This window comes from Actinosynnema sp. NPDC023587 (genome assembly GCF_040640215.1).
GTDB lineage: Bacteria > Actinomycetota > Actinomycetes > Mycobacteriales > Pseudonocardiaceae > Actinosynnema.
Map to the genome: position 1 here is coordinate 15263 of NZ_JBFABG010000017.1, position 26474 is coordinate 41736.

A 26474-nucleotide genomic window follows, 5' to 3' on the forward strand; every position below is an offset into this window, starting at 1 on the left:
ATCCAACCTGAGGACCTATCCTGGGCACCATGCGGCTGCGGCGAAGCGGGACCGACGCGGTGCTGGTCGAGGTCGACTCGACCGGCGCGGTGGAGGCGGTGCGCGCCGCCGTCCAGGCCGCCGCGCTGCCCGAGGTGGTGGAGCTGGTCCCGGCGGCCCGCACCGTGCTGGTGACCGCCCGGCCAGGTGGTCTGCCGGCGGTCCGGCGGCTGCTGGAGTCCCTCCGGCCGACCGACCCGGTCGACCTGCCGACGCGCGAGGTCGTGCTCCCGGTGGTCTACGACGGGCCGGACCTGGACCTGGTCGCGGCCACGGCGGGCCTCACCCCGGACGAGGTGGTCCGCCTGCACACCGGTGCCGCCTACGCGGTCGCGTTCTGCGGGTTCGCCCCCGGGTTCGCCTACCTGACCGGCCTGCCCGAGCCGCTGCGCCAACCGCGCCTGGACTCACCGCGCACGAAGGTGCCCACGGGCTCGGTCGGCGTGGCGGGCGAGTTCACCGCCGCCTACCCGAGGTCCACGCCCGGCGGCTGGCGGCTCATCGGCCGCACCGGAGCCCCCCTGTTCGACCCGCGCCGGGACCCGCCGGCGCTGCTGTCCCCCGGTGACCGGGTCCGCTTCCGGGCGGTCCGGTGACCGCGCTCGACCGGCCGGCCGACCCGCTCGTCCGTCCCCGCACCACATCGCCGGGCGACCGGTCGGTCACCGTCCTGCGGACCGGTCCGCAGGCGCTGGTCCAGGACCTCGGCCGACCCGGCCACGCGCACCTCGGCGTGCCGCCCTCCGGCGCGCTGGACCGGCCCTCGCTGCGGCTGGCGAACCGGCTGGTCGGCAACCCCGAGGACGCCGCCGGCCTGGAACTGCTGCTCGGCGGCTTGGTGCTGCGCGCCAACACCTCGTGCACCGTCGCGGTCACCGGTCCGAGCACGACGGTGCGGGTCGGCGGCCGGGACCGGGACTCCCCGGTGCACCTGCGCCCCGGCGACGAGCTCACCATCGGCACCCCGTCGCGCGGCCTGCGCTGCTACCTGGCGGTCTCCGGCGGCATCGCGGTGCCCGCCGAGCTCGGCAGCCGCGCCGCGGACGTGCTCTCCGGGCTCGGCCCGGCCCCGCTGCGCCCCGGCGACGAGCTGCCGCTCGGTCCCCCGACGGGCGTGCCGACCGGAGCGGACGTACTGCCCCCTCTGGACATTCCGGACGAACTGGTGGTGCCGGTCCTGCTCGGTCCCCGCGACGACTGGTTCGACGACCCCGCCGGACAGCTCCGCACCGGCCGGTGGTCCGCGTCCGAGCGGAGCAACCGGGTGGGGCTGCGGCTCCAGGGCACCGCGCTGGCGCGGACCGCTGCCCACCGGGGCCGCGAGCTGCCCAGCGAGGGGCTGGTGACGGGGGCCGTTCAGGTGCCCGCGGACGGCCAACCTGTGGTGTTCCTGTTCGACCACCCGACGACCGGCGGCTACCCGGTGGTCGGCGTGGTGCCGCCGGACGCGCTGCCGCTGCTCGGCCAGGCGCGGCCGGGCACGGCGGTCCGGTTCCGGCCGCACGGCTGAACGGACGCAATTGGTCTAGACCCATTGTCAACAGTGGGGTGACGACCTACGTTCAGACCTGGCCGCCGTGGTTCTCGACTGTCCCTGTCAATCGAGAGGCACACCGAAATGCGCCGACTAGCCATCGCGCTGGTGGCATTAGCCGCCACCGCCACCTTCGCCACTCCGGCAACCGCCGCAGCGGGCCTGACCGCCACGTTCAGCCGAACGGGCACCACGGGCAAGTTCGTGGTCGCCAACCCGACGACGGCCGCCGTTTCCGGCTGGTCGATCAAATTCGACCTGCCCGCGGGCGTGACGGTCAGCGGCGTGCAGAACGCGACCACCACCCAGAACGGCACCAAGGTCACGCTCACCCCCGCCTACTACATCAGCACCATCCAGGCGGGCCGCAACACCGACCCGTTCAGCCCCACGTTCACGCTGAGCTCGGCGGTCGACCCGACCTCGTGCACGCTCAACGGCGCGAACTGCGACGGCACCGGCCCCGAACCGCCGCCGCCCGCACCGGTCACCGCCGACTTCAGCCTGTCCGGGAGCACCGGCAAGTTCGTCGTCGCGAACAACACGGCCACGACGCTGTCCGAGTGGTCGATCACGTTCACGCTGCCCGCGGGCGTCACCGCGAGCAACGGGAACAACGCCACGGTCACCCAGGCCGGCAACTCGGTCACGGTCGTCCCGGTGCACTACAACAAGTCGGTCGGTCCCAAGAAGACCACCGAGCCGTACAGCCCGACGTTCACCCTGAGCCGCGCGGTGGAACCCGTCACCTGCCGGATCAACAACGTGAACTGCGACGGCTCGCCGGACGTCCCGCCGACCGTGCCGGGTGACCTGCGCTCGCCGGTGAAGACGACGAAGTCCGTGTCGCTCCAGTGGAACGCGTCCAGCGCGGGTTCGCTGCCGGTCGCGGGCTACGACGTCTACAACGGAGCGGCGCTGGCCACCACGGTCACCGGCACCAGCGCCACGGTCAACGGCCTCACCCCGAACACCGCGTACTCGTTCACGGTGAAGGCCAAGGACACCAAGGGAACCCAGTCCGGGGCCAGCAACGCCCTCGGCGTCACCACGAACAACCCGGCCGACGACACCCAGCCGCCGACCACGCCGGGCGACCTGCGCGGCACCGGCAAGGACGCGGGCAGCGTCACGCTCGCGTGGAACGCCTCCACGGACAACAACAAGGTCGCGAACTACGACGTCTACCAGGGCGACGCGGTCCGCGCCACGGTCACCGAGACCACGGCGAAGATCGACGGCCTGTCCCCGTCCACCGAGTACACGTTCCGGGTGAAGGCGCGGGACATCTACGACAACGAGTCCGGCCTGAGCAGCGCCGTCAAGGTGACCACTTCGGACATCGTCGGCGGGTACGCGAAGGTGGGCTACTTCGTCCAGTGGGGCATCTACGGTCGCCAGTTCTTCGTGAAGAACATGGACACCAACGGTTCCGCGGCGAAGCTGACGCACATCAACTACGCGTTCGGCAACATCGACCCGGTCAACCTGACCTGCCTGCACGGCGTCACCAAGGGCACCTCGCCCAACCCGCAGGACCCCAACCAGGGTGACGGCGCGGGTGACGCGGAAGCCGACTACAGCAGGCCGTTCAGCTCGGCGCAGTCCGTCGACGGTGTCGCGGACACCGGCTGGGAACCGCTGCGCGGCAACTACAACCAGCTCAAGAAGCTCAAGGCGAAGCACCCGCACCTCAAGGTGCTGATCTCGCTGGGCGGCTGGACGTACTCGAAGTACTTCTCGGACGTCGCGGCCACGGACGCGGCGCGCAAGAAGTTCGTCGCGTCGTGCGTCGACATGTACCTGAAGGGCAACCTGCCGACCTACAACGCGGCGGGCGGTCCGGGCACGGCGGCCGGCATCTTCGACGGCATCGACCTCGACTGGGAGTGGCCCGGCGCGGAAGGCCACGCCGGCAACCACATCAGCCCGGACGACAAGCGGAACAACACCCTCCTGATCGAGGAGTTCCGCAAGCAGATGGACGAGCTGACCAAGACGTCCGGCAGGCGCTACCAGCTCACCGCGTTCACCCCGGCCGACCGGGGCAAGATCGACGCAGGCTGGGAGCTGGGCCGGGTGGCGCAGTCCATGGACATCTTCAACGTCCAGGGCTACGACTTCCACGGCTCGGGCAGCGACAACTCGTGGGAGCCCAACCGCACCGGCCACCAGGGCAACCTGTACGCCGACGCGGACGACCCGTACCCGTTCCACTTCAGCGTCGAGGACACGGTCAACGCCTACCTCGAAGCCGGGGTGCACCCGCGCAAGATCACGGTGGGGCTGGCGTTCTACGGCCGAGGCTGGCAGGGCGTCCAGGACGGCGGGAAGAAGGGCGAGTGGCAGTCGGCGACCGGTGCCGCTCCGGGCCAGTTCGCCGAGGAGGCCGGCACGCGGGGGTACTCCAACCTGCTGGCCAGCGTCCCGAACTGCACCGTCGTGCACGACGAACCGGCGGTGGCGACATCCTGCTTCACCGGCAACGGCGGGCAGTGGTGGACGTTCGACGACACGTGGTCGATCCAGAAGAAGACCGCGTGGATGAAACAGCGCGGTCTGCTGGGCGCGATGATCTGGGAGATGTCCGGTGACACCGGCGTGCTGATGAGCGCCGTGGACAACGGACTGAAGTAACCCACTCTCCCCCCCGGAACGCGGTCCCCCGTCCCACGGGGACCGCGTTCCACCCATTTCCGCTCCGTCCAGCCCGCCGCACACCCACAACGATCGTCCGAACCGGGATCACGCATCCCCACGTCACCCTCGCCGCGCTGTCGCGTCGGCCGTCCGAGATCGCTTTCCGGCACCGGAGCCTGCGGAGGTACCGGAAACCGAGCTCGGACGGCCGACTTCCAGGCGACAGCGCCGCCGCGACGAAGTCGCGGCAATTCAACACAGCAATTAGTACAGAGCCTCGTACAACGCCACCAGTTCGGCGTGCAGGGCGGTGGAGTCGGGCAGTGCCTTGCCGTCCAGCGTGTGCACGCGGGTGATCTTGCGGACGCTGGAGACCAGGAACAGGCCGTCTGCCGCGTACAGCTCGTCCACCACGAGCGGCTCGACCTTCACCGTCCAGCCCTCACGCGTGGCGGCCCGGAACAGCGCGGCCTGCGTCGTGCCCGGCAGGATGCCCAGGGTCGAGGGCGGTGTGACCAGTTCCCGGCCCCGGACCAGGACCAGGGTCGAGGTGGGGCCCTCCAGCACCGAGCCGGACGAGGTGGTGAACACGACCTCGGCCGCACCCCGCCGCTCGGCCTCGCGCAGGGCCGCCATGTTGACCGCGTAGGACAGCGACTTCGCGCCCAGCAGCAGCCACGGCGCGCGTTCCGCCAGCCCCGGCTCGACGCCCCGCTCCAGGGTGACCGCCGCGAGGCCGGCGGCGCGCTGGCCCGCCACCTTCGCCGAGATGTCGGTGCCCAGCGCGAAGCCGGTCGGCGTGCCGTCCCCGCCCTCGACACCGCGCGTGTAGACCAGCTTGAGGGCCATCTCCCGGCCGCCGGCCCAGTTGTCCACCACCAGGCCCACCATCCGCTCGAAGGCGGCGCGGTCCGGTTCCGGCAGGTCCAGCATCGCCGCGGAACGGGCCAGCCGGTCCAGGTGGTGGCCCAGTTCACGGGGTTCGCCGGCCACCACGAGGACGGTTTCGAAGACGCCGTCGCCGCGCACCAAGCCCAGGTCGTCCACGCGGATCAACGGGGTGCCGGGGTCGGCGAGGGTTCCGTCAAGTAGAGCAAGCACGCGCATACCGTGAGACTACTCACGGCCTACCATCGGTTACGTGGACACCGCGAGCGGTCCGAGGGCCCTGCGCGAAACGCTGCACGATCGTGGGATGCGGATGACGCCGCAGCGCCAGTCGGTGCTGGACGCGGTGCGCGAGTTGAGGCACGCGACGCCCGAGCAGATCTGCCGCCGGGTGCAGGTCACGGCCCCCACCGTGAACATCACGACGATCTACCGCACGCTCGGCCTGCTGGCCCGGCTGGGCCTGGTCCGGCACACCCACCTGGGGCACGGCGCGCCGCACTACTCGGTGGCCGAGCACGAGCACGTGCACCTGGTGTGCCACCGGTGCGGCCAAGTCGCGGAGGTGCCGTGTGATCTGCTGTCCCCGTTGGGCGGAACACTCCGGGGTGAATTCGGGTTCGAACTCGATGCCGGCCACCTCGCGCTGTCCGGCACCTGCCGCGACTGCCTGAAGGAGAACTCGTGAGCTCACCCCTGCTGACCGTGCCGGGTGCCGTCGGGCCGCTCGACGACTCCCCGGACCAGGGCGTGCCCTGGCACTTCGGCGACCCGTTCGCCGAGCAGCGGTCGGCGGCCCGGTCGGTCGCGGTGTTCGACCGGTCGAACCGGTCCGTGCTCGCGGTGACCGGCGACGACCGGCTCACCTGGCTGCACTCGCTGACCAGCCAGCACTTCGAGGCGCTCGGCGAGGACCGGGGCAGCGAGATGCTGGTCCTCGACGTGCAGGGGCGGATCGAGCACCACGCGGTCGTGGCGAACGTCGGCGGTGTCGTCTACCTGGACACGGAGACCGCGACGGCGGGCGCGCTGCTGTCCTACCTGGCGAAGATGGTGTTCTGGTCGAAGGTCGAGCCGCGGGACGCGACCGCCGAGCTGGCCGTGCTGACCGTGGTCGGGCCGGAGATCCCGGCGCTGTTCACCACATCGGGTGTTCCGCTGCCGGAGCGGCTGGGTGTCGCGGAGCTGCCCGGCGGCGGGTTCGCGCGGCGGATGCCGTGGCCCGGGAAGGACGCCGTCGACCTGGTCGTGCCGCGCGGGTCGCTGACCGACTGGTGGGCGAAGCTGACCGACGCGGGTGCGCGCCCGGCGGGGAGCTGGGCGTTCGAGGCGCTGCGGGTGGAGTCCCTGCGGCCCCGGCTCGGCGTGGACACCGACGAGAAGACCATCCCGCACGAGGTGAACTGGATCGGCTCGGCGGTGCACCTGGACAAGGGCTGCTACCGGGGCCAGGAGACGGTCTCGAAGGTGCACAACGTGGGCCGGCCGCCGCGACGGCTGTTGTTGCTGCACCTGGACGGGACCCGCGAGGTCCAGCCGGAGACCGGCGACCCGGTGGTGGTCGGGGAGCGGACGGTCGGCCGGGTCGGCTCGGTCGCGCTGCACCACGAGCTCGGCCCGATCGCGTTGGCGCTGGTCAAGCGCTCGGTGCCGGTGGAGACCGAACTCCTGGTCGGTGCGGAGGACCGGGTCGTGCAGGCGTCCGTGGACCCCGATTCGGTGCCGCCGGACACTCCCGGCCTGGGGCGGGAAGCCGCCCGGAACCTCGGGCGGTGATCTCCGGACCTGCCGGGTTCTGTGCCAGGATCACGGCATGTCCCGTCCCGGCTCCCACGGCACGCTGCTCACCGTCGCCCCGACCGGGGCCGAGCACGACAAGGCCGACGTCCCGCGACTGCCGGTGACGGTGGAGGAGCTGGTGGCCACCGCACGGGTGTGCGAGCAGGTCGGGGCCTCGGTGGTGCACGTGCACACCCGTGGTGACGACACCCGTCCGACGCTCGACCTCGGGCGCGTCCGGGACACCGTGCACGCGTTGCGCGAGCAGACTTCGCTGATCGTCCGGTTGTCCACCGGCGCGGTGACCGACCCGGAGGCGGACCGGCTGCGCGTGCTGGACGCCCTGCCGGACTCGGCGACCTGCCCCCTGGGCGCGGCGGACGACGGCGGTGACAGCCTTCCGGACCGCTGGGAGTTCGCCGTCGCGCTGCACCGGGCGATGCGGGAGCGCGGAATCCTGCCGGAGTACGAGGTCCGCGACCTCGGCGGGCTCGCGTCGCTGAGCCGGCTGCTCGACGAGCACGGCCCGCCGGCGGGCGGGCAGGTCCACGTCGGCCTGGTGCTGGGCGCGCCGGGAGGCATGCCCGGCGACGTGGTGACGCTGGTCGCCGCGCTGCGCCTGCTGCCGGCCGGGGCGTCGTTCTCGGCGACCGGGATCGGGCGGACGTCGCTGCCGGTGATGCTCGCGTCGTTGAGCGCGGGCGGGCACCTGCGGGTCGGCATGCAGGACACCACCACGTACGCGGAGGGGCAGCCGGTGCGGGACAACGCACAACTGGTGGCGCGCGCGGCGGGGTTGGCGAAGATCGCCCAGCGACCGCCGCTGTCACCCGTCGAGGCGCGTGAACTACTCGGCGTGCGTGGTCCGGTACAGGTTTGAAACCACTTTGGAAGCAGGTTCGTGTTGGCGGGTGGGCAGGATCTACCTCAGGATGAGTACGTGATCGAGGTGCGTCCTGGCGGACGCCGCCGCATCGACCGGGTGCTCGCCCCCGACTACGCCGAGGGGGTCGAGCGGCTCCCGCTCGCCGAGGTGCGCGCGCTGCGCGACGAAGCGGCCCAGGAGGAGACCGACCTGTCGTACCTGCGGCGGCTGCTGCACGCGCGGATCGACATCGTGCGGGCCGAGCAGGCGCGGCGCTCCGACGGCGGATCGGCGGTGGTCGACCAGCTCGCCACGATCCTCGCCTCGAACGCGGTGGGCCCGGCGACGGGACTGGGGCGGTACCAGACGCAGGAGCCCTCGCGGGCGGAAGCGCACCGGCGGCACGTCGAGGCGCTGGTGTCGGACGTGGACCTGTCGGACGTGAGCGCGCTGACGGACGACAAGCTCGACCTGGCGCTGCGGACGTTCGCGAACGAGGAGGCCTCGGTCTCCGGTCGGCGGCGTGAGGTGCAGGTCGTGGTGGACCGGTTGAACGCGGAGATCGCGGGCCGGTACCAGAGCGGGAGCGCGTCGGTGGACGAACTGCTGGCGGCGGAACGCGGCTGGCCGACGAACCCGGCCCGCGAGAAGGAATGACCGGCTGATCGCCGGGGTTCGACCTCCGCTCCCGACCCCGGCTTTCGGCTTCCCGTTCCCACGCGTCCACCGGCCGCCCTTTCTCCGCCCCGGTGCTCCTCACTCACTCCTCTCCCTCACCCTCTCTCCGCGTACTCGCGCTTCGCGCCTTTTCTCGCGCTCGCCGCATCGCCCTTCCGCATCGCCGCCCAGGGGCTTGATCACTCGTCCTCGGTCTGGCGTTCTCTTCGGGCCTCGCAACACCACTCGATCGTGATCTTGCCTCCCCTCGAACCCCTGTTCGACAATGGACCTCACGAAAGGGCAGTGAGCGACGAACCGAAGGGGAGGTGATCAGCCTGGACTTACCAACAGTTGGGATGACCCTCCCAAATCCTGAACGGTCGCCCTAGCGTGCAGGCATGGGGTACCGCTGGGTGGTTCTCGCCGTGGGCGCGTTGGCACAGGGGACGAACGCGGCGGTGTTCCTCGGGCTCCCGGCGATCACCCCGCAACTGCGCGAGCACTTCGACCTGACACTGCCCCAGGTCGGGCTGCTGCTCGGCGCGGTGAACCTGGGCACGATGCTCACCCTGGTGCCGTGGGGTGTCGCCGCGGACCGCCGTGGCGAACGCCTCGTGATGACCATCGGTGGTGCGGGTGCCGCGGTGTCCCTGGCGATGGCGGCCGTGGACGGCCCGGTCGTGGCGGGCCTGGCCCTGATCGGAGCGGGCCTGTTCGGGGCCAGCATCAACGCGGCGAGCGGTCGCGTCGTGATGACCTGGTTCCCGGCGGACCGCCGAGGTCTGGCCATGGGCATCCGCCAGACGGCGACGCCACTGGGGGCGGCACTGACGGCCGCAGTGCTGCCCGTGGTGGCGATCAACGCCGGGGTGCCCGCCGTGTTCCTGGCGCTGGCGGCGGTGACGGCGTTCGTCGCGATCACGGTCGCCGTCCTGGTCCGGGAACCTCCGTGGGCGTCGCGGGCGACTGACACCAGGGGCGGGGTGCTCCTGAAGAACCCCGCGCTGCTCCGCCTCAGCACGGCCGGCGCGTTGCTGGTGGTGCCCCAGTTCACCGCAGCGGCTCTGATGGTCGAACTGCTGCACGGGCACCGAGGGGTGGCGGTGGGGACGGCTGCGGCGCTGCTGGCGGTGTCCCAGGTGCTCGGGGGCCTGGGCCGGCTCGGTACCGGGGCGTGGTCGGACCGGACCCGGGACCGGATCGCGCCGCTGAAGACCATGAGCGTCGCCATCGCCGTGGGCTTCACCCTGACCGCCGCGCTGACCGACCAGGCTCCCACGCCGGTGCTGGCGGCCGTCCTGATCGCGACGGCGGCCCTGGCGCTGGCGTGGAACGGCCTGGCCCTGACCGCTGCCGCCGAGCTGGCCCCGCCGGGGCGCAGCGGTACCGCCCTCGGGATGCAGAACACGGCCAGCTACCTGAGCGCCACCCTCACCCCGCCGGTGGCGAGCTGGCTGGCGGCCACCACCGGCTGGCCGTCGGCGCTCCTGCTGGCCGCCATCGCCGCCGCCGGGGCGAGGCTCCTCCTGCCCCCCGCCCGCACCCCCACCCGATCCTGACCGGCCCGGCCGAACCGACCGGGCCCGACCGGGCCGACCTGTCGTCCGGGCCGACCTGCCGACGCCCGACGCCCGTTGCCCGCTACCCGCTACCCGCGAGCGCCTCTGCGACCTTCTCCGACGACGTGCGCCGGCGGGTTGCCGTGTTTGTCCGATTCGGACGGACCGGTGATCTCCCGGGGAGCGGTCGCGGCCTAACCGTGACGTTCGTGGCGGGCCAGCTCGCCCCAGAACTCGCGCAGCCGCCCGTACCGGAGGGCGACCTCTTCGGCGTCGCCCTCTTCCAGCGCGTCTACGATCGCGTTCACGTCCTGCGCCGACGAGTCCTCCAGCAGGTCCTTGTCCTCGATCAACTGGACGAGGCCGCCGTAGTCCAGCTCCACCGCCGAGTCCGGCGAGAAGTGGTCGAGCCAGCGCGCTGTGTCGGACAACACCTTCGCGGGTCCGTTGTCGCCCAGGGACTGCGACACGACCTTGCGGGCGCGGGCCACCCGGTGCCGCGCGTCGCTCATCGCGACCCGCCACGAGAGCTGGCGCTCGGGGTCGTCGCGGGGGGCCAGCACGATGCGGCGGGCCTCGGGGTCCACCAGCGCGAACCAGGGCAGCGGCACGGTCCACGTCGTGGAGATCACGTGCACCGCCCCGCCGGTCAGCTCGGCCATCACGGCCGACGCCCGCGCCCGGATCTCCTCCGGCTCCACCGCCAGGGCCTCGTCCTGCAACGGCGCGCCGGACGTCGCCAGGAACCCGACCAGCGCCGCCGCCGACCTGGCCCGGAGGTCCAGCGGGCAGACCAGGGGACCGGGTCCGACCTCGCCGGGCACCTCGGCGGGGCTGATGGTCATCACGTCGAAGGGGGCGTCGGGCGCGACACTCCCGTCCGACCGCTCACCGGGAAGCAGGCGGCGCGGTCGGGACAGTTGTGATCGCAACCACAGCTCCCGTTCTCGGGAAGCCGCGTCCGCCCGGCTCAGCACCCCGCTGTCCAGAGCTTTTCGCACCTGGAGGGCCAGTGGGGGGTCGAGAGCCGACAGCGGTTCGTACACCCTGAGGTAGGCGACGAACGGTCGAGGCACGCGCGCATCCTCCCACGGGGAAGATTGGCGGCACGTGTCACGCCTACCGCGTCGCGAGGAACCCCTTCGACACGGTACGGTAGTTACCAGGAACAAGTTGTCGAGACGAGTGGGGCCGCCGTTCCCCCGGCCGCCCCCGTCCCTGTGCGAGGGGGTCGAGCCATGGGGCGCGGCCGAGCGAAGGCCAAGCAGACGAAGGTGGCGAGGGAGCTCAAATACAGCTCTCACAACACCGACTTTGACGCCTTGCAACGCGAGCTGTCCGGCGATTCCGACGTCGGCGTACGCCGTAGCGATGAACCTCGCTACGACGACGCCTCTTCGGACGACGAGTACGACGACTACCGTCGCTGACGCATTACACCCGCTGACGAGGTCGGGCTGCCGGTTCCGCACCGGCAGCCCGACCTCTGATGCGGGTCTTAGAACGCCCTGGCGTACTGCTTCGGCGGACTGACCTGTGCCCCGAGTTCCCTGGCCGCGTGCAGCGGCCAGTTCGGGTCGCGCAGGAGCTCCCGCGCGAGCAGGACCAGGTCGGCCGATCCGTCGGCGACGATCTGCTCAGCCTGCCGGGCCTCGGTGATCAAGCCGACGGCCCCGGTGGGCACGTCGGCCTTCCTCCGCACGGTCTCGGCGAACCGCACCTGGTAGCCGGGCCCGAGGGGGATGTCCGCGTGGGGCACGTTGCCGCCGGTGGAGACGTCGATCAGGTCCGCACCCAGGGCGGCGAGGTCGCGCGCCAGCACGACGCTGTCCTCCTCCGTCCACCCGCCCTCCACCCAGTCGGTGGCGGACAGCCGGACGAGCACCGGCACGTCCTCGCCCACCGCCGCGCGCACCGCCGAGGTCACCTCGCGGGTCAGCCGGGTCCGGTTCTCCAGGGAACCGCCGTACCCGTCGGTTCGTTTGTTGCTCAACGGCGACAGGAACTGGTGCAAGAGGTAACCATGGGCGGCGTGGACCTCGACGACCTCGAAGCCGGCCGCGACCGCCCGGCGTGCGGCGGCGGCGAAGTCCGCCACCACCTGGTCGATGCCGGCCCGGTCGAGGGCTGCCGGCACCCGGTAGTCGGCCACGAACGCCTCGGCGCTCGGCGCGACCGGGGTCCAGCCGCCGTCCTCGTCCGGGACCCCGCCGCGTCCGGTGTCGAACGGCGGGTGGGTCGAGCCCTTGCGCCCCGCGTGGGCGAGCTGCACGCCGGGTACCGACCCGTGGTCGCGGATGAACCGGGTGATCGGCCGCCACGCCTCGACGTGGCCGTCGTCCCACAGCCCGGTGTCGGCCGGCGAGATGCGGCCGACCGCCTGGACGGCCGTCGCCTCGGCGAGGACGAGGCCGGCACCACCCAGCGCACGCGCGCCGAGGTGGACGAGGTGCCAATCGTCGGGGAAACCGTCACGGGCGGAGTACTGGCACATGGGACTGACCGCGATCCGGTTCGGGAGAGTGACCGAGCGGAGGGTCAACGGGTTGAACAGCGCACTCACATGCGTCTCCTCGGGTGGTTCCGGCACGACAACGGGTCCTTCGGGGTACCTCGACAGGTCCAAGGTCCCGGATCAGACGGGTTGTTCCCACCGTGACGACCGTCGCACCGCACGCGAGCAGCACAATTCCATTCGATTCGGTATTGCGCGTGCATTAGCACGTGATCTTGGATAGGAGGTCGGACGCGAAACGCTCGACAAGACAGGGTCAGTTACGCCCATTCGGGTGTACTGTCCGCAGCACGTTCGGGGAGACCATCACTTGCCGCCTGACGCAGGTCGGCTCGAATTGAGTTCCCGCCGGTCACGACAGTAACAGGATCCACATGCTGCCCATGCCGACCACGATGACACAGGATCCAGGGTGGCCCAGCAACAGCCTGCTGGGTCGCCTCCGCGACAACACCCGACAAGAACTGCTGAACATCGGCACGGTCGTGCGGTACGCGGCCGACCGCGAGGTCATCGAGCAGGACGCGAAAGACACTCACGTCCTTCTGCTGCTCGACGGCGTGGTGAAGGTGCAGACCACCGACGAGACGGGCGACACCGCCCTGCTCGCGATCCGGGTCGCGGGCGACCTGGTGGGAGAGATGGCGGCGCTGGACCAGAAACCGCGCTCGGCCACGGTCGTGACGTGCGGCGACGTGGTGGCGAAGCTGATCACCAGCGGAGAGCTGATGAGCTTCCTGCACCGGCGCAACGACGTGTTCGTGGAATTGATCGGGATGATCAACGACCGGCTGCGCTGGGCCAACCAGCGCCGCCGCGATTTCCTGTCCCACCCCGCCGCCGAACGGGTGGCCCGAGTGCTCGCAGAATTGGTGCAGACCTACGGCCGGGAAGAGGCCGCGGGCTGGACGCTGGGAATTCCGCTGACCAAGGTGGAACTGGCCTCCATCGCCGGGATGAAGCCCCGAACGGCGGAGAAGGCCTTCAGCGACTTGCGGAAAGCGGGGGTGGTGGTCAGCCACTTGCGACGGGACGTGCTGGTGCCGGACCTGGAGAGCCTGCGGAAATTCGCGGGCATCTGAGGCAAGTCCGCAGTTTTGCGGTATTCGCCCCGGTGCGGTACTCCACAGTGGCCCTGCACTGCACGGTGATTGCGCGCGGCCACACCCGCGCACCACGTCGAAAGGGCGAGTCGATGAGTCCTGCCACCTTCCGGCGCAGCCTGCTGGTCTGCTGCGACCTGAGGCGCTACGGCGCGGCGGACGACCAGCTCCAGCGGGAACTGCAAGAGCTGCTGGTCCGCTGCCTGGACCGGGCGGGCGCGACGGCCGGCCTGGACCGGTCCACGTGGCACCGCCAGGCGAAGGGCGACGAGGAGTGGGCGGTGCTGCCCCCGGACACCCCGGAGCACGTCGTCGTCGACAGCTACGTGCGCGGGCTGAACGCGGAGCTGTCGTCGGCGAACCGCTACCGGGTGCCGGAGGCACGCGCCCGGATGCGGCTCGCCATCCACCACGGCGTGGTCGAGGAAGGCGCGAACGGATTCCCCGGCCAGGACTCCGTGCTGGTCTCGCGCCTGCTCAACAGCGCACCGGCGCACCTCGCGCTGGAGGAGTTCCCGGACGCGGACCTCGTCGTGGTGCTCTCCGAGATCGTGTACTCCTCGTTGGTGCGGGCCGGGCACACCACGCTGAGCCCGGCGGACTTCCGCCGGGTGGAGGTGGAGGAGAAGACCTTCCACGGCCACGGTTGGATGTGGATTCCGAACGGGGACGTCCACCGGCTGGACCTGGCCGGCCCGCCGGCCGCCGAGCGGGCACCGGCGGTGCACCAGCACGCCGTGGCGAGCGGCGGTTCGACGGTGGTCCAGGCCGGCCGGGACGCGAGCGTGCCGGCCTCCCGCAAGGGCGGGGCGGCCGACCCGACCCGATGAGAGGACGTGAGGTGCGCGAGGAACCACTCCGCGTGCTCGCCGGCGCGGTAGCCGGCGCGCTGGCCAAGGCGGTCGACACGGACCTGTGGGTCGACCTGCGGGCCGGGGTGGCGGCGGTCCTCGCGCCGACGCTGGCCGAGTTCGTCAGCGCCCGCCTGGACGAGGCCCGCGTCCGGGTGGTCGGCGCGCCGGCCGTGCGGCTGGAGCTGGCGCGCGCCGAGTTCACCACGGAGTGGCGCGGGTCGATCCACACCATGCTCTGGCAGCACCCGGAGGCCGCCGACCCGCTGCGCGCCGTGCTGAACGCGGTGAGCCCCGCCCTGCCCCGGGTGGCGGGAGAGAGCGGCGTCGTGCAGCACACCGGGGTCCTGCCGGGCGGTTGGCCGGCCGCCCACGGGTAGCGGGTCGCGGCACACCACGGCCGCGTCGAGCAGCGGCAGATGCGCCGCCTAAGCCGCTGTCCCCGCGTCGACCAGGAACGACGCCCCGGTCACGTTGCGCCCGCCGGGTCCGGCGAGGTGCGCGACCAGCGCCGCCACGTCCTCCGGGTCGCAGTAGCGGTCCAGCGCGGTGAAGGCGCGCTCGCCGGCCGCGTCCGGCCCGTCCGCCGGGTTCATCTCGGTGTCGGTGGAGCCGGGGTGGACGAGGTTCACCGTGATGCCGCGCGGGCCGAGGTCGCGGGCCAGGCCCTTGGTGAGGCCGACCAGCGCGGCCTTGCTCATCGAGTACGCGGCCCAGCCGGGCGTGGGCACCCGTTCGGCCAGGCTGCTGCCGACGGTGATGATCCGGCCGCCGGCCGGCAGGTGCGGCGACGCGGCCTTGGCCAGCACGAAGGCCGCGCGGGCGTGCACCGCGAGCAGCCGGTCCACGTCGTCGTCGGACGTCTCCTCGAACGGCCCCCAGACCGCGATGCCCGCGTTGTTGACCAGGATGTCGAGGCCGCCGAACACCTCTGCGGTCCGGGCGACGGCGGCGCGCAGGGCGGCGTTGTCGGTGGCCTCCGCGCGGATCGCCACGGCGTTGCCCAGCGTGTCCACCACGGCCCGCGCCCGGTCCTCCGCGTGCGCGTAGGTGATGGCGACGTTCGCGCCGTCCCGCGCCAGCCGGGTGGCGATGGCCGCCCCGATCCCCCGGCTGCCCCCGGTCACCAGCGCGGTCCTGCCGTCGAGCTGACCCATCCTGATCTCCCCACAAATCGGAACCAGTTCCGTTTCGGAGCCTAAGCGGAACTGGTTCCGCTTGTCTACGGCGGTCTAGGGTGTCCGGGTGAGCGAGCGGGCCGATGCCGCCCGGAACCGGGCGAAGATCCTGGCCGTGGCGGCGGACATCGTGGCCGCGCGCGGGATCGCGGGTCTCGGCATGGCCGAGGTCGCGGCGGCGTCCGGCGTCGGCGTGGGCACCCTGTACCGCCGCTTCGGCGACCGCTCGGGGCTCGCGCACGCGCTGATCGACGACTCGGAGCGCGATTTCCAGCACACGTTCCTCACCGGCCCGCCGCCGCTGGGTCCGGGCGCGCCGGCCGTCGACTGCATCCGCGCGTTCCTGCACGCCCTCACCGATCGCACGCTGGCGCAGCTCGACCTGCTGCTGATGGCCGAGACCGCCGGGCCACTGGCCCGGTTCGGCGGCGCGTACGAGGTGTACCACCGGCACTTGGCCGTGCTGGTGGGCCGGGCACGGCCGGGCCTGGACGCCGCTTTCACCGCGGACGCGCTGCTGGGCCCGCTGGCCGCGAACCTGGTCGCGCACCGCCGCCTGGCCGGCGCGACGCTCAAGGCCGGGCTGGACGGCCTGGTCGACGGGCTCTTCCCGGACCCCGGCGCGGAGAACCGCCCCTCACCCGGTGGGACGATCCGCTGACCACCGCCGTGCGAGCGGCCGACCCCGCTCGGGCGGGGACGGCGGTTCCCCCGGGGTGCCGGCCGATCAGTCCCAGCCGCCGCCGCCGCGACCCTGCTTGGTCCGCGCGCGCCGCTTCTTCTCCGCGATCCGCCGCTCCTGCGACCCCTTCGTCGGCTTCGTCGCCCGCCGGACGGGCGGCGGCGCGGCGGCGGCGTCGCGCAGCAGCCGGGCCATCCGCTCCCGGGCCGCCGCGCGGTTCTGCAACTGCGCGCGGTGCTCGCTCGCGGCGACCGTCAGGACGCCGTCCACCAACCGGTTCTCCAGCCGCCCGACCATCCGCCGGCGCAGCCACTCGGGCACGGCGGACGAGGCGGCCAGGTCGAACGAGAGCTCGACCCGGCTGTCGGCGGTGTTCACGCCCTGCCCACCGGGACCCGACGACCGGGAGAACCGCTCGCTCAACTCGGCCGCCGGCACCACCAGCGTCCGCGTCACGATCAAATCCTCGGCCACACCGGACAGGTTAGAACGAGACCCCCGGCAAAGTCGCGATCTTTGCCAGCTCCTCGTACCCCAGCCGAGCGCCCGGACCGGTGCCGTCGGCCCGGTGGTCGGAGTCGACCGCGCTCGCCGAGAACAGCGTGCCGTCGGACGCCTGGGCGGACACCGTCAGCACCCGGGTCCGCTCGTGCCGGTAGTCCAGCACCACGAGCGCGCCGCCGTTCGCGGTCATCCGCACCACGCACTGCGTGTCGGCGGGCACCGGCTCCGGGCACCCGAACCCCCGGACCTCCAGGGTCACCAGCACCTGCCTCCCGGGCCGGTCGGTCGGCGCGGCCACCGCCCGGTACCCGTTCGGGACGACCACGAACTCCCACGGGCCACCGGGGTTCCCGGGCACACCCGCGACCGGGACGTTCGGCAGCACGTCCGACTTCGCCAGCATCGCCGTCAACTCGGCGGCGCGCCCCGCGCTGGGCGGCCTGGGCGGGGTCGACGGCGACGGCGACGCGGACCAGGTCCACGAACCGGCGGTCGGCGGGTTGGACGGCGACAGCACGACGGCCGGGCCGGTCACCACCGCGCGCGGGGGCGGCCCGCCCGCCTGCCCGCCCCCGCTGGAGCCGAGCACGGCCGGGACGCACACCGCCGTCACGGTGGCGAGCGCGGCCACGGTGGTCAGCGAGCGGCGGACCGCGACCCGGCGGCGGCCGGTCCTCCTGATCGCGGCGAGGTCGAGGCTCAACGGTGGCTCGTCGTCGAACGCGGCTTCGAGCGTCTGCCTGATGTCGGTCACGTCTGCTCCTCGAATACGTGGCGGCCGAGCAGCCGCCGGAGCGCGGCGAGGCCCTTCGCCGCCTGGCTCTTCACAGTTCCCTCGGTCCGACCGAGGAGGCGGGCGGTCTCGGCGACCCCGAGGTCCTCCCAGTACCGGAGCACCACGACGGCCCGCTGTCCCGGCGGCAGCGCGGCCAACGCGGCCCGCACGTCGAAATCGGCGGGCGCGTCGCCGGGCACCGAGGTCTCCGGCAAGGACTCCACGACCGTCTCCCGCCGCCGGAAGCCCCGCCGCGAGTCGTCCACGGCGGCCCGGACCAGGATCTTCCGCGCGTAGGCGTCCACCGAGCCGTCCCGCCGCACGCGCGGCCACGCCACGTACAGCTTGGTCAGCGCGGTCTGCACCAGGTCCTCGGCGCGGTGCCAGTCCCCGCACAACAGGTACGCGGTCCGCCGCAGCACCAGCGCGCGGGCGTCCACGAACTCGCCGAACTCGCGATCGCGCTCCACTCGCCCTCCCTCAGTCGCCGCTTGATACGCGCCGAGGGCCGCAGGAGGTTGCCCGTGCGGAGAATTTCAGCCGAGACCGCAGGTCGTGACCGCTTTCGCGGTCGTCGCGAACCCGGACCCACGGCCGATGTGTTCCCCTGGCACCGCGAGAGGGCCGGCACGGTGCCGGGGAAAGCGCACTCCGCTGCGAACGGTCAGGCGTTCACCTTGAGCACGTCGAGGAACGCGGTGAAGGACCTGCCAGGCACCAACAGATGCCCCGCGTGCGGGGCCTTTGAGTCCCGCACACCGACAACCGGTGCAGCGGACCGGGCCACCTCCACACAGTCACCGCTGCCCGCAGACCTGGTCGACTTCCGCCAAACTCCAGGCTCACTCACGTTGCCGGCTCCTTCCGGATGGAATCGAGTCGATGTGTTCTCCCGGCACCGCGAGAGGACCGGCACGGTACCGGGGAGAACGCAGAACGGTCAGGCGTTCACCTTGAGCACGTCGAGGAACGCGGCGAAGGACCTGCCGGGCACCAACAGATGCCCCGCGTGCGGTGCCTTCGAATCCCGCACACCGACGACAGGTGCAGCCGACCGGGCCACTTCGACGCATTGGCCGCTGCCCGCAGACCTGGTCGACTTCCGCCAAACTCCAGGCTCACTCACGTTGCCAGCTCCTTCCGAATGGAATCGATCAGCGACAACGACCTGAGCTCCGACAGCGCCGACTCCAGGAGTCGGTCCGCCACGCCCGAGTACTCGTCGATGTCCTCCGTATCGTCCCGGTACCGACCGCCGCCGCGATCCTCCAGATAGACGATTCCGGGGTCGCGGTCGATCGGGAACTCCAGCAACGTGAAGGAACCGTGCAGCGACGCGTGCGCGCCCACCGCGTAGGGCAACACCCGCACGATCATGTTGGGGTGCTGGGTGAGTACCCGCGTAGTTGCGGCATTATCGAAGCCCGGCGGCAGGTTCGGCAGGTTGCGACCGGTCTCGAAGTGCCCCACCCGGCTCTTCGTGGTGTCGATCCGCTTCGCGGCATCGCCTTGGTGCAGACCGGCGGCCTCGCGCAGCCGCTTCAACTCGAACGCGAAATAACACCGGATGGCGGTCGGCGTCGTGGACAGCACTCCCCAGCGACGACGAGCCGAGGGTCGTGACGACCGTGGGCCTGACGTTGGCTGAGGACGTGCCGGTCGTGCTGCGGGGCTCCACCGGCGGCCGACTACACCTCGCGCTCGGCGACGAGGTGGAGATCGTGCTGGAACGGTCGGAAGCCGGGGCGCGGACCCCCACCAGGCGCAGAGCGCCGCGCGGCGCGCGTTCGAACTGATCGACGTCGCCGACCGCGCGGCCGGGGATGAACGGCGGCGGGGCGCTCGCGGGACCGCCGCACGTGCGCGGAGACGCCGGACGCGGCCGGGGCGAACCCCGGCCGCGTCCACATCACGTGAAGCTCAGAACCTCGGGTGGTCGCCCACCAGCGAGGTCGTCTCGTGCGCGCGGCCGACGTCGCCGAGTACCCAGGCGGGCACGTGGCGGGCGGTCAGCACGGCCAGCGAGCGGTCCACGTCCTCGGGCGAGACCACGGCCACCATGCCGATGCCCATGTTGAAGGTCTTCTCCATCTCGTCGCGCTCGACCCGGCCGCGCTGGGCGATCAGGGCGAACACCGGGGCCGGCGACCACGTGCCGCGGTCCAGCCGGGCGTGCAGGCCCCGGGGCAGCACGCGGGCCAGGTTCGCCGCCAGGCCGCCACCGGTGACGTGCGCGAACGTGCGCACCTCGGCTTCGGCGGCGAGCGCCAGGCAGTCCTTGGCGTAGATCCGGGTCGGCTCCAGCAGCTCCTCGCCGAGGGTGCGGCCGAACTCCTCCACGTGACCCGACAGCGGCATCCGGTTGATGTCCAGCAGCACGTGGCGGGCCAGAGAGTACCCGTTCGAGTGCAGGCCGGACGCGCCCATGGCGATCACCACGTCGCCGTCGCGCACCCGGTCCGGCCCGAGCATCGCGGCGGCTTCCACGACGCCCACGCCGGTGCCGGAGATGTCGTAGTCGTCGTCGCCCATCAGGCCGGGGTGCTCGGCGGTCTCACCGCCCAGCAGGGCGCAGCCGGCCAGCACGCAGCCCTCGGAGATGCCCTTGACCAGCGCGGCGACCTTGTCCGGGACGACCCGGCCGATGGCGATGTAGTCCTGCATGAAGAGCGGCTCCGCGCCGCACACCACCAGGTCGTCCACCACCATCGCGACCAGGTCGATGCCGATCGTGTCGTGCTTGTCGAGGGCCTGGGCGACCGCGATCTTGGTGCCCACGCCATCGGTCGAGGCCGCGAGCACCGGCTCCTTCCAGCGGTCCAGGCGCAGCCGGAACAGGCCCGCGAAGCCGCCGATGCCGCCGAGCACCTCCGGGCGCTGCGCCTTGGCCGCCCAGGGCTTGAGCTTCTCCACCGCCTCGTCACCCGCGCTGATGCTTACTCCGGCGGCGGCGTAGGTGGCCTTCGCGGTATCGGTCACGTCACTGGCTTCCATTGTTCTGCGGGCATCCGTTTCAGGGCCGTTGTAGAGCGTCCTCGGCACCGTACCCGTTGGCCAGGACGGGAGTGGCCGAGCCCGCGACACCCCGGATGCCCTCCAGCAGGTGCTTGCCGATGAGCGCGTCCTCGGGCAGCGGGATGGGGTACTCGCCGTCGAAGCACGCCGAGCACAGCCGGGTCTTCGGCTGCTCGGTGGCGGCGATGAGCTGCTCCAGCGACACGTACCCCAGCGAGTCCGACCCGATCGACCGGCGGATGCCGTCGTTGTCCAGGCCGTTCGCGATGAGCTCGGCGCGCGAGGCGAAGTCGATGCCGTAGAAGCACGGCCACTTGACCGGCGGGGACGCGATCCGGACGTGCACCTGGAGCGCGCCGGCCTCGCGCAGCATCCGGACCAGGGCGCGCTGGGTGTTGCCGCGCACGATGGAGTCGTCCACCACGACCAGCCGCTTGCCGCGGATCACGTCCCGCAGCGGGTTGAGCTTGAGCCGGATGCCGAGCTGCCGGATGGTCTGCGACGGCTGGATGAACGTCCGGCCCACGTAGGCGTTCTTCACCAGGCCGGACCCGTAGGGGATGCCGCTGGCCTGCGCGTACCCGATCGCGGCGGGCGTGCCGGACTCGGGCACCGGGATCACCAGGTCGGCTTCCACCGGGTGCTCGTGCGCCAGTCGGCGGCCGATCTCGACCCGCGTGGCGTGCACGCCGCGACCGGCGATCGTGGTGTCCGGGCGGGCCAGGTAGACGTACTCGAAGATGCAGCCCTTGGGCTCGGGGTTGGCGAACCGGCTGGACCGCAGGCCGTTCTCGTCGATCGCGATCAGCTCGCCCGGCTCGACCTCGCGGACGAACGACGCGCCGACGATGTCCAGCGCGGCCGTCTCGCTGGCCACCACCCAGCCGCGCTCCAGCCGGCCCAGCACCAGCGGGCGGACGCCCTGCGGGTCGCGGGCCGCGTACAGCGTGGACTCGTCGGAGAAGGTGAGGCAGAACGCGCCGCGCAGCGTGGGCAGCAGCTCCAGCGCGGCCTGCTCGATGCCGATGTCGGCGGCGGTCACCGCGAGCAGCCCGCACACCAGGTCGGAGTCGGTGGTCGCGCCGTGCCGGGTGTCCACGCCCAGTTCACGGGCGCGCGCCTGGAGCTCGGCGGTGTTCACCAGGTTGCCGTTGTGGCCCAGCGACAGGCCGGAGCCGGTGGCCGTGGTGCGGAACGTCGGCTGCGCGTTCTCCCAGGTCGTGGACCCGGTGGTGGAGTAGCGGCAGTGCCCGACCGCGACGTGGCCGCGCAGGCTGAGCAGGACCTGCTCGTCGAACACCTGGCTGACCAGGCCGAGGTCCTTGAAGACCACCACCTGGCTGCCGTCGCCGACGGAGATGCCGGCGGCCTCCTGGCCTCGGTGCTGCAACGCGTACAGGCCGTAGTAGGCGAGCTTGGCGACCTCTTCCCCGGGTGCCCACACCCCGAAGACCCCGCATTCCTCCCGGGGTTCCCGCTCATCGGTGTCGGATCGGCCGGTTGCTGACAGGTCGGTGACCACCGAGTGCTCCCTAGCGACGAAGTCGGGCTGCGCCACCGAGTGTAAGGCGAATGGAGGGTGAACCACCCCCATCAGGCCCCGGCGGGAGTGACATAACGCACCCCGACTAGTCCAACCTGAGCACGCTGAGCACGTTCTGGTCACCCGCTGTCTTCAACGGCAACCGCCCCCACAGGCCGTAGTGGACGATCTGCGCTTCGCCGGTGATCCGGAGATCGGTCTCCTCGCCCGGCCACGCGGCCCGCAGCCCCGGCGCGAGGCCCGGCTCCAGGGTCACCACCCACGCCTCGGGCACGTCGGTGAGCTGGACCAGCGCGGTGCCCCGCACGGTCGGCGGCACGTCGGCGGCGTACTTCGCGGCGACCAGCGTGCCCAGGGACTCCTCGATGCCGTCCACGGCGAAGTCCGCGTCACCGTCGACGAGTACGCGCAGGGCGGCCTGGGCGTCCCAGCGCCGCAGGTCGAGTTCGTGCGCGAGGCGGCGGTGCCACACCCACGCGAGGTCGGGCGAGGCCGGCGAGAACGTCCACGCGGGCCGGTTGCCCGGCACGGCGGGCAGCACCTCGGCGGCGAGCGCGAGCTGGGCGTCCAGGTATTCCAGCGGTGCCACGCCGACGGGGGGCGGCGGCAGGGTCAGCCGAACCGTGCTGCCGCTGCGCAGGTACTCCAGCGACGTCTGGAGGAACCGGCCGACGTGCCGGGCCAGTTCGGTGAACGTCCAGCCGGGGCAGCTCGGCACCTTCGCCGCCGGGTCGGCCTCGCCGACCGCCGCGCGGAACATCGCCGCCTGCTCGGTGAACTTCTCGGTCCACCGCGGGGTGGTCCAACCTCCGGCCACGCTGCTGCCTCCTCGGGTCTGCCCGGTCATGGTGCCGTAGTTCGGGGTGGGGATGGGGGGAACCGGGCCTGATCCCGGTGCGTCGCACCGTGCAGGGTCAGCGGCACGAAGGGTGGGGAACCGTGTTCGGTGTGCGACCAGAAACGTTGCGCGCGGCGTCGAAGGAGTTCCACGACGGCGCGGACGCGGCCGGTGACGGCGCGGAACTGATCTCCATGCTCAGGCTTGACGCGGACGCCCTCGGTCAGGTTCCCGCCGCCGCCGAGTTCGTCGACGCGGTGGCCAGGTGGGCCGGCGAGCAGTCCGACGACCTGCGCCGGGGTGCCGCCTGGTACCGCGACGCCGGCGACGGCCTGACCGAGAACGCCGAGGCGTACCAGCGCGCCGACGACGATTCGACCGCGTCGTTCCGCGGCCTGGAAGGTGGTCTCGCGTGAGCTACGTCGACCCCGAGGAGCTCTACGGCCGGCTGGCGTCCGGCGACGCGGGGCGGGTCGCCGCCGCGGCCGACCCGATCAGCGGCGCGCTGAGCGCGGTGGGCCGGGCGGGCGACGCGGTGACCTCGGCCGGCAGCACGGCGACGTCGACCTGGCGCGGCGGTTCGGCGGAGAGGTTCTCCGCGCGGGCCGACCTGTCCAGCCGGTCGGCGGTCGTCGCGGGCGAGCGGCTGGGCGTGGGCGTGGACGTCGTGCGGGCGGCCTCGCGGGCGTACGCCCAGATGCGCGGCAGCGCCGACCGGCTGATCGACTTCTGGCGCGGCCGGTCCCCGGCGCTGGACGAGGCGCAGACCCGCGACCTGGCGAACCGGGTGAACGAGCAGCTCACCAACGTCAAGAGCGGGTACGAGAACGTGCTGCGCTCCTACGCGTCGGCGCTGACCAGGGTCCGGCCCGGGTTCGAGGAGACCGCGGGCAAGGACGCCGGCTGGACGACCGCGGTCCAGCACCTGCGCACGTCGGCGACCGTGCCGGGACCGGGCGCGGACCCGAGGCAGGTCGCGGCGTGGTGGAAGTCGCTGACCAAGGACCAGCAGGACGAGCTGCTGCGCAGCCGGTTCCAGGAGCTGGGGCAGTTGCGCGGGCTCCCGTCCGGCGTGCTGGACCAGGCGAACCGGCTGCGCATCGCGGACGACCGGCAGCGCTACGGCGCGCAGCGCGACCGGTTCGAGGCGGACATGGCCGCCCGCGCGCGGGAACTGGGGTTGGACCCGGACAAGTCGGGCGACCTCACGAAGCTGCTGAACGACCCGGAGTACGCGGCGCTGGCCGAGGGGCGGCAGGAAGCCGCGACCAGGGCCGACAACGCGGCGAAGGTCGAGAAGAGCATCGCCGAGGCCGAGGCGCTGGCGCAGAAGAACGGCTGGCTCAACGACCGGGGCGAGCCGGACGTCCGGATCATGGCGTGGGACCCGTACGGTGCGCGCGGCGACGGCGCGACCGCCATCGCCTACGGCAACCCGGACACCGCCGCGAACCTCGCGGTCTGCGTGCCCGGCACCGGGTCGACCCTGGACGGCTTCTCCGTCGGCCAGGCGGGCAACCTGCGCGAGGCGATGGGTGCCGAGGGCAGCGCGACCATCCAGTGGCTCGGCTACGACGCGCCCGGCTGGTCCCCCGGCGAGGTCGACAGCCCCGCGCAGGCGCGGGAGGGCGGCACGAACCTGGTGGCCGACGTCGACGGCTACCGCGCGGCGGGCGCGCCCGGCCAGCACCTGACGGTGATCGGCCACTCCTACGGCTCCACGACGGTCGGCTACGCGGGCATGAACGGCCTGGCCGCCGACGACATCGCGTTCATCGGCTCGCCCGGCGTGGGCGCGTCGAACGCCGACCAGCTCTCCGTCGGCCCCGGTCACGTGTACGCGGGCGCGACCGAGCACGACCCGGTGGTGCAGGGCACGAGTTCCGACTGGTTCACCCGGGACGGCTCGTCGATCGGCCCGTACGACGACCGGTTCGGGGCCAGGGTGTTCGGCACCTCCGATTCGGCGATGATCCACGAGGCCCACACCGCATACTACGACAAGGGCTCCGAGTCGATCGGGAACCTGGCCCGGATCGCCAACGGCGACGGCGGCTCGGTGACCGACCAGAGGTGGTACGACTCCCCGCTCGGGCCGTCGCTGCCCGGGTCGCACGTCCCGGTCGTCGGACCGGTGGTCGACAGCCTCGGGAGCACCGCGGCGGGTGCCGCGGACCTGGTCGGCGACCTCGGGGGCGGCCTGTGGGACGCCGGTCGCGAGGCGGTCCAGGGCAACTGGTCGGCCGCCGGGACCGAGCTGCTCGACACCGGCAAGGAGGTCGTCAGCGACGCGGTCGACGTGGTGGTCGACGGCGTCGGCGACGCGGTCGAGCTCGGCCGGGACGCGGTCGAGGGCGTGGGCGGCCTGTGGGACCGGACGGTCGGGTCCTGGTTCTGAGCCCGGACCGGGCTCAGGGTCGGCGGCAGGGACCGACGGTCTGCTTCGCCTCGACGCCGTCGAGGCCGTTGTCGTCGGACCGGCGCACCGCGCAGACCACCGCGTCGCCGACCTCAACGCCGTCCGGGAACTGGTCGAGGTCCGCGCCCTCGGTGGTGATCTCCGGGATGCCGTCGGGCTGCTCCTGGTCGAGCTCCAGCACCACGAAGGGCTGCTTGACCTCGCCCATGCTCTCCCGGGCCGGCGCGATCCGGGTGATCGTGAACCGCACGTCTCCGGTCCAGTCGCTGCCGCAGCCCGCGAGCAGGAACCCGACCGCGAGGACCGCGACACTCGTCTTCAGCGCCTTCACCGGGCCGAGCTTAGCCGGCTCGCGGCGGGCGGGACGGGCGTTCGGGACACGTCGTGCCCGACCGGCCTTGGTCCCCGCAGCCCGCGAGGACCAGGGCCGCCGCCACGAGCTTCACGGTGCGGGCTCCTCGAAGCGCAGGACCGGCAGGTGGGCGGAGAGGTCGGCCCGGCTGCCGGAGGCGGTGACCCGGCCCTCGGCCAGGGCGGTCACCCAGGCGAGGCGGCCGGTGGCCAGTTCCAGCCACGTGCGGGGGTCGGCTTCCACGACGTTCGGCGGGGTGCCCCGGGTGTGCCGGGGACCGGCGACGCACTGGACGGCCGCGAACGGGGGCACCCGCACCTCGACGCTGCGGCCCGGCGCGGCCCCCTCCAGGGTGCGCAGGCTCAGCCGGACCGCCGCCGCCAGGGTCGGTCGCGGCGGCTGGTCGGCGGTGCCCGCCAGCCAGGGCAGCACCTCGGCGACAGCGGCCCGGAGCTCGTGGGGGTCTACCGGTTTCGGCGGCATCCGGTCAGGTTAACCGCCCGGTGATCACCGCCGGCGCGGCCCGTGGGATGTCCACTGTGGACGATGGGTGCGGTGGAACCACGGCTGTGACCGCTGTGCCAGGTGGGACTGCCGGGACTGCTGTGCCGGGTGGGACCTCCCGTCCCGGCGGGAGGCGCGCGACTTGGGGGTGGTCGGTCGGGTGACGGGGTGACTGGCCGTCGAACGCCCGGCGGTACCTCGTGCCCCGAGGGGTTGGACGGGGTGCACGGT

General features: G+C 72.4%; 31 protein-coding genes. 16 read left to right on the forward strand and 15 right to left on the reverse strand.

Going from position 1 to position 26474, the window contains the following annotated elements:
- Nucleotides 1-29: 29 nt before the first annotated feature.
- From pxpB to AB0G01_RS30755, 3 genes are all read left to right on the forward strand, one after another.
- Nucleotides 30-635: a 5-oxoprolinase subunit PxpB gene (gene pxpB, locus AB0G01_RS30745; RefSeq protein WP_360952750.1), complete on the forward strand. Its 606-nt coding sequence runs from the start codon at nucleotides 30-32 to the stop codon at nucleotides 633-635.
- A gap of 74 nt (nucleotides 636-709) precedes the next feature.
- Nucleotides 710-1549 (forward strand): biotin-dependent carboxyltransferase family protein, encoded by an 840-nt coding sequence (locus AB0G01_RS30750; protein ID WP_360953037.1) that lies wholly within the window; start codon nucleotides 710-712, stop codon nucleotides 1547-1549.
- Nucleotides 1550-1657: 108 nt separating this feature from the next.
- Nucleotides 1658-4210, forward strand: a complete 2553-nt coding sequence (locus AB0G01_RS30755; protein ID WP_360952753.1) for a glycosyl hydrolase family 18 protein — start codon at nucleotides 1658-1660, stop codon at nucleotides 4208-4210.
- 267 nt (nucleotides 4211-4477) lie between these two features.
- Here the strand turns inward: AB0G01_RS30755 and AB0G01_RS30760 are convergent, their stop codons facing one another.
- Nucleotides 4478-5320 (reverse strand): aminodeoxychorismate lyase, encoded by an 843-nt coding sequence (locus AB0G01_RS30760; RefSeq protein WP_360952756.1) that lies wholly within the window; start codon nucleotides 5318-5320, stop codon nucleotides 4478-4480.
- Between the two features lie 88 nt (nucleotides 5321-5408).
- Here AB0G01_RS30760 and AB0G01_RS30765 point away from each other — a divergent pair, with 88 nt between their 5' ends.
- The 5 genes from AB0G01_RS30765 to AB0G01_RS30785 all read left to right on the forward strand — a co-directional run bounded on the left by AB0G01_RS30765 (nucleotide 5409) and on the right by AB0G01_RS30785 (nucleotide 9964).
- On the forward strand, nucleotides 5409-5789 hold the full coding sequence (locus AB0G01_RS30765) for a transcriptional repressor (RefSeq protein WP_360953040.1): 381 nt from the start codon (nucleotides 5409-5411) through the stop codon (nucleotides 5787-5789).
- Nucleotides 5786-6877 carry a glycine cleavage T C-terminal barrel domain-containing protein gene (locus tag AB0G01_RS30770; protein ID WP_360952759.1) on the forward strand — a complete coding sequence of 364 codons (1092 nt, stop codon included), beginning with the start codon at nucleotides 5786-5788 and terminating at the stop codon, nucleotides 6875-6877. The genes AB0G01_RS30765 and AB0G01_RS30770 overlap by 4 nt, the downstream gene beginning before the upstream one ends.
- 37 nt (nucleotides 6878-6914) lie before the next feature.
- Complete coding sequence (locus AB0G01_RS30775; protein ID WP_360952762.1) at nucleotides 6915-7760, forward strand: 3-keto-5-aminohexanoate cleavage protein; 846 nt, start codon at nucleotides 6915-6917, stop codon at nucleotides 7758-7760.
- 60 nt (nucleotides 7761-7820) lie between these two features.
- Nucleotides 7821-8402 (forward strand): aerial mycelium formation protein, encoded by a 582-nt coding sequence (locus tag AB0G01_RS30780; protein ID WP_360952765.1) that lies wholly within the window; start codon nucleotides 7821-7823, stop codon nucleotides 8400-8402.
- 401 nt (nucleotides 8403-8803) lie between these two features.
- Nucleotides 8804-9964 carry an MFS transporter gene (locus AB0G01_RS30785; RefSeq protein ID WP_360952768.1) on the forward strand — a complete coding sequence of 387 codons (1161 nt, stop codon included), beginning with the start codon at nucleotides 8804-8806 and terminating at the stop codon, nucleotides 9962-9964.
- A gap of 194 nt (nucleotides 9965-10158) precedes the next feature.
- Here AB0G01_RS30785 and AB0G01_RS30790 read toward each other — a convergent pair whose 3' ends face one another.
- On the reverse strand, nucleotides 10159-11040 hold the full coding sequence (locus AB0G01_RS30790) for a hypothetical protein (RefSeq protein WP_360952771.1): 882 nt from the start codon (nucleotides 11038-11040) through the stop codon (nucleotides 10159-10161).
- Between the two features lie 162 nt (nucleotides 11041-11202).
- Here AB0G01_RS30790 and AB0G01_RS30795 point away from each other — a divergent pair, with 162 nt between their 5' ends.
- Nucleotides 11203-11394 carry a DUF3073 domain-containing protein gene (locus AB0G01_RS30795; protein ID WP_360952774.1) on the forward strand — a complete coding sequence of 64 codons (192 nt, stop codon included), beginning with the start codon at nucleotides 11203-11205 and terminating at the stop codon, nucleotides 11392-11394.
- 68 nt (nucleotides 11395-11462) lie between these two features.
- On the opposite strand, the gene AB0G01_RS30800 is transcribed toward AB0G01_RS30795, so the two are convergent.
- The gene (locus tag AB0G01_RS30800) at nucleotides 11463-12527 is read right to left on the reverse strand and encodes an NADH:flavin oxidoreductase/NADH oxidase (RefSeq protein ID WP_360952777.1); all 1065 of its coding nucleotides are present in this window, start codon (nucleotides 12525-12527) and stop codon (nucleotides 11463-11465) included.
- A gap of 347 nt (nucleotides 12528-12874) precedes the next feature.
- On the opposite strand from AB0G01_RS30800, the gene AB0G01_RS30805 reads away from it, so the two are divergent.
- From AB0G01_RS30805 to AB0G01_RS30815, 3 genes are all read left to right on the forward strand, one after another.
- A complete protein-coding gene (locus AB0G01_RS30805) occupies nucleotides 12875-13561 on the forward strand; it encodes a Crp/Fnr family transcriptional regulator (protein WP_360952780.1) in 687 nt (228 codons plus the stop codon).
- Between the two features lie 113 nt (nucleotides 13562-13674).
- Nucleotides 13675-14412, forward strand: a complete 738-nt coding sequence (locus AB0G01_RS30810) for a hypothetical protein (RefSeq protein WP_360952783.1) — start codon at nucleotides 13675-13677, stop codon at nucleotides 14410-14412.
- 11 nt (nucleotides 14413-14423) lie between these two features.
- Nucleotides 14424-14813: a hypothetical protein gene (locus AB0G01_RS30815; RefSeq protein WP_360952786.1), complete on the forward strand. Its 390-nt coding sequence runs from the start codon at nucleotides 14424-14426 to the stop codon at nucleotides 14811-14813.
- Nucleotides 14814-14861: 48 nt separating this feature from the next.
- Here AB0G01_RS30815 and AB0G01_RS30820 read toward each other — a convergent pair whose 3' ends face one another.
- Entirely contained in the window at nucleotides 14862-15590 is a 729-nt protein-coding gene (locus AB0G01_RS30820; RefSeq protein WP_360952789.1) for an SDR family oxidoreductase, read from the reverse strand.
- Nucleotides 15591-15678: 88 nt separating this feature from the next.
- Here AB0G01_RS30820 and AB0G01_RS30825 point away from each other — a divergent pair, with 88 nt between their 5' ends.
- On the forward strand, nucleotides 15679-16272 hold the full coding sequence (locus AB0G01_RS30825) for a TetR/AcrR family transcriptional regulator (protein ID WP_360952792.1): 594 nt from the start codon (nucleotides 15679-15681) through the stop codon (nucleotides 16270-16272).
- A gap of 66 nt (nucleotides 16273-16338) precedes the next feature.
- On the opposite strand, the gene arfB is transcribed toward AB0G01_RS30825, so the two are convergent.
- From arfB to AB0G01_RS30855, 6 genes are all read right to left on the reverse strand, one after another.
- Nucleotides 16339-16767, reverse strand: a complete 429-nt coding sequence (arfB, locus tag AB0G01_RS30830) for an alternative ribosome rescue aminoacyl-tRNA hydrolase ArfB (RefSeq protein ID WP_360952795.1) — start codon at nucleotides 16765-16767, stop codon at nucleotides 16339-16341.
- Between the two features lie 10 nt (nucleotides 16768-16777).
- A complete protein-coding gene (locus AB0G01_RS30835; protein ID WP_360952798.1) occupies nucleotides 16778-17551 on the reverse strand; it encodes a hypothetical protein in 774 nt (257 codons plus the stop codon).
- On the reverse strand, nucleotides 17548-18042 hold the full coding sequence (locus tag AB0G01_RS30840) for a SigE family RNA polymerase sigma factor (RefSeq protein WP_360952801.1): 495 nt from the start codon (nucleotides 18040-18042) through the stop codon (nucleotides 17548-17550). Before AB0G01_RS30840 ends, AB0G01_RS30835 begins: the two co-directional genes overlap by 4 nt.
- Nucleotides 18043-18236: 194 nt before the next feature.
- Nucleotides 18237-18488, reverse strand: a complete 252-nt coding sequence (locus AB0G01_RS30845; protein WP_360952804.1) for a DUF397 domain-containing protein — start codon at nucleotides 18486-18488, stop codon at nucleotides 18237-18239.
- A gap of 24 nt (nucleotides 18489-18512) precedes the next feature.
- On the reverse strand, nucleotides 18513-18698 hold the full coding sequence (locus AB0G01_RS30850; RefSeq protein WP_360952807.1) for a DUF397 domain-containing protein: 186 nt from the start codon (nucleotides 18696-18698) through the stop codon (nucleotides 18513-18515).
- Entirely contained in the window at nucleotides 18695-19117 is a 423-nt protein-coding gene (locus AB0G01_RS30855) for a Scr1 family TA system antitoxin-like transcriptional regulator (protein ID WP_360952810.1), read from the reverse strand. Before AB0G01_RS30855 ends, AB0G01_RS30850 begins: the two co-directional genes overlap by 4 nt.
- Before the next feature lie 74 nt (nucleotides 19118-19191).
- On the opposite strand from AB0G01_RS30855, the gene AB0G01_RS30860 reads away from it, so the two are divergent.
- Nucleotides 19192-19368, forward strand: a complete 177-nt coding sequence (locus AB0G01_RS30860) for a hypothetical protein (protein ID WP_360952813.1) — start codon at nucleotides 19192-19194, stop codon at nucleotides 19366-19368.
- Nucleotides 19369-19492: 124 nt separating this feature from the next.
- Here AB0G01_RS30860 and purM read toward each other — a convergent pair whose 3' ends face one another.
- From purM to AB0G01_RS30875, 3 genes are all read right to left on the reverse strand, one after another.
- Nucleotides 19493-20551, reverse strand: coding sequence for a phosphoribosylformylglycinamidine cyclo-ligase (gene purM, locus AB0G01_RS30865; protein ID WP_360952816.1), 1059 nt, complete (start codon nucleotides 20549-20551; stop codon nucleotides 19493-19495).
- Between the two features lie 34 nt (nucleotides 20552-20585).
- Nucleotides 20586-22109: an amidophosphoribosyltransferase gene (gene purF / locus AB0G01_RS30870; protein WP_360952819.1), complete on the reverse strand. Its 1524-nt coding sequence runs from the start codon at nucleotides 22107-22109 to the stop codon at nucleotides 20586-20588.
- 106 nt (nucleotides 22110-22215) lie between these two features.
- Complete coding sequence (locus AB0G01_RS30875; protein ID WP_360952822.1) at nucleotides 22216-22947, reverse strand: maleylpyruvate isomerase N-terminal domain-containing protein; 732 nt, start codon at nucleotides 22945-22947, stop codon at nucleotides 22216-22218.
- Nucleotides 22948-23078: 131 nt separating this feature from the next.
- On the opposite strand from AB0G01_RS30875, the gene AB0G01_RS30880 reads away from it, so the two are divergent.
- Together AB0G01_RS30880 and AB0G01_RS30885 are read left to right on the forward strand one after the other, a co-directional pair.
- On the forward strand, nucleotides 23079-23384 hold the full coding sequence (locus AB0G01_RS30880; protein WP_360952825.1) for a hypothetical protein: 306 nt from the start codon (nucleotides 23079-23081) through the stop codon (nucleotides 23382-23384).
- On the forward strand, nucleotides 23381-25366 hold the full coding sequence (locus AB0G01_RS30885; protein WP_360952828.1) for an alpha/beta hydrolase: 1986 nt from the start codon (nucleotides 23381-23383) through the stop codon (nucleotides 25364-25366). Before AB0G01_RS30880 ends, AB0G01_RS30885 begins: the two co-directional genes overlap by 4 nt.
- A 13-nt stretch (nucleotides 25367-25379) precedes the next feature.
- On the opposite strand, the gene AB0G01_RS30890 is transcribed toward AB0G01_RS30885, so the two are convergent.
- Both AB0G01_RS30890 and AB0G01_RS30895 read right to left on the reverse strand, forming a co-directional pair.
- Nucleotides 25380-25718 carry a hypothetical protein gene (locus tag AB0G01_RS30890; RefSeq protein WP_360952831.1) on the reverse strand — a complete coding sequence of 113 codons (339 nt, stop codon included), beginning with the start codon at nucleotides 25716-25718 and terminating at the stop codon, nucleotides 25380-25382.
- 111 nt (nucleotides 25719-25829) lie between these two features.
- Nucleotides 25830-26222 carry a sterol carrier family protein gene (locus AB0G01_RS30895; RefSeq protein WP_360952834.1) on the reverse strand — a complete coding sequence of 131 codons (393 nt, stop codon included), beginning with the start codon at nucleotides 26220-26222 and terminating at the stop codon, nucleotides 25830-25832.
- Between the last annotated feature and the right edge of the window lie 252 nt (nucleotides 26223-26474).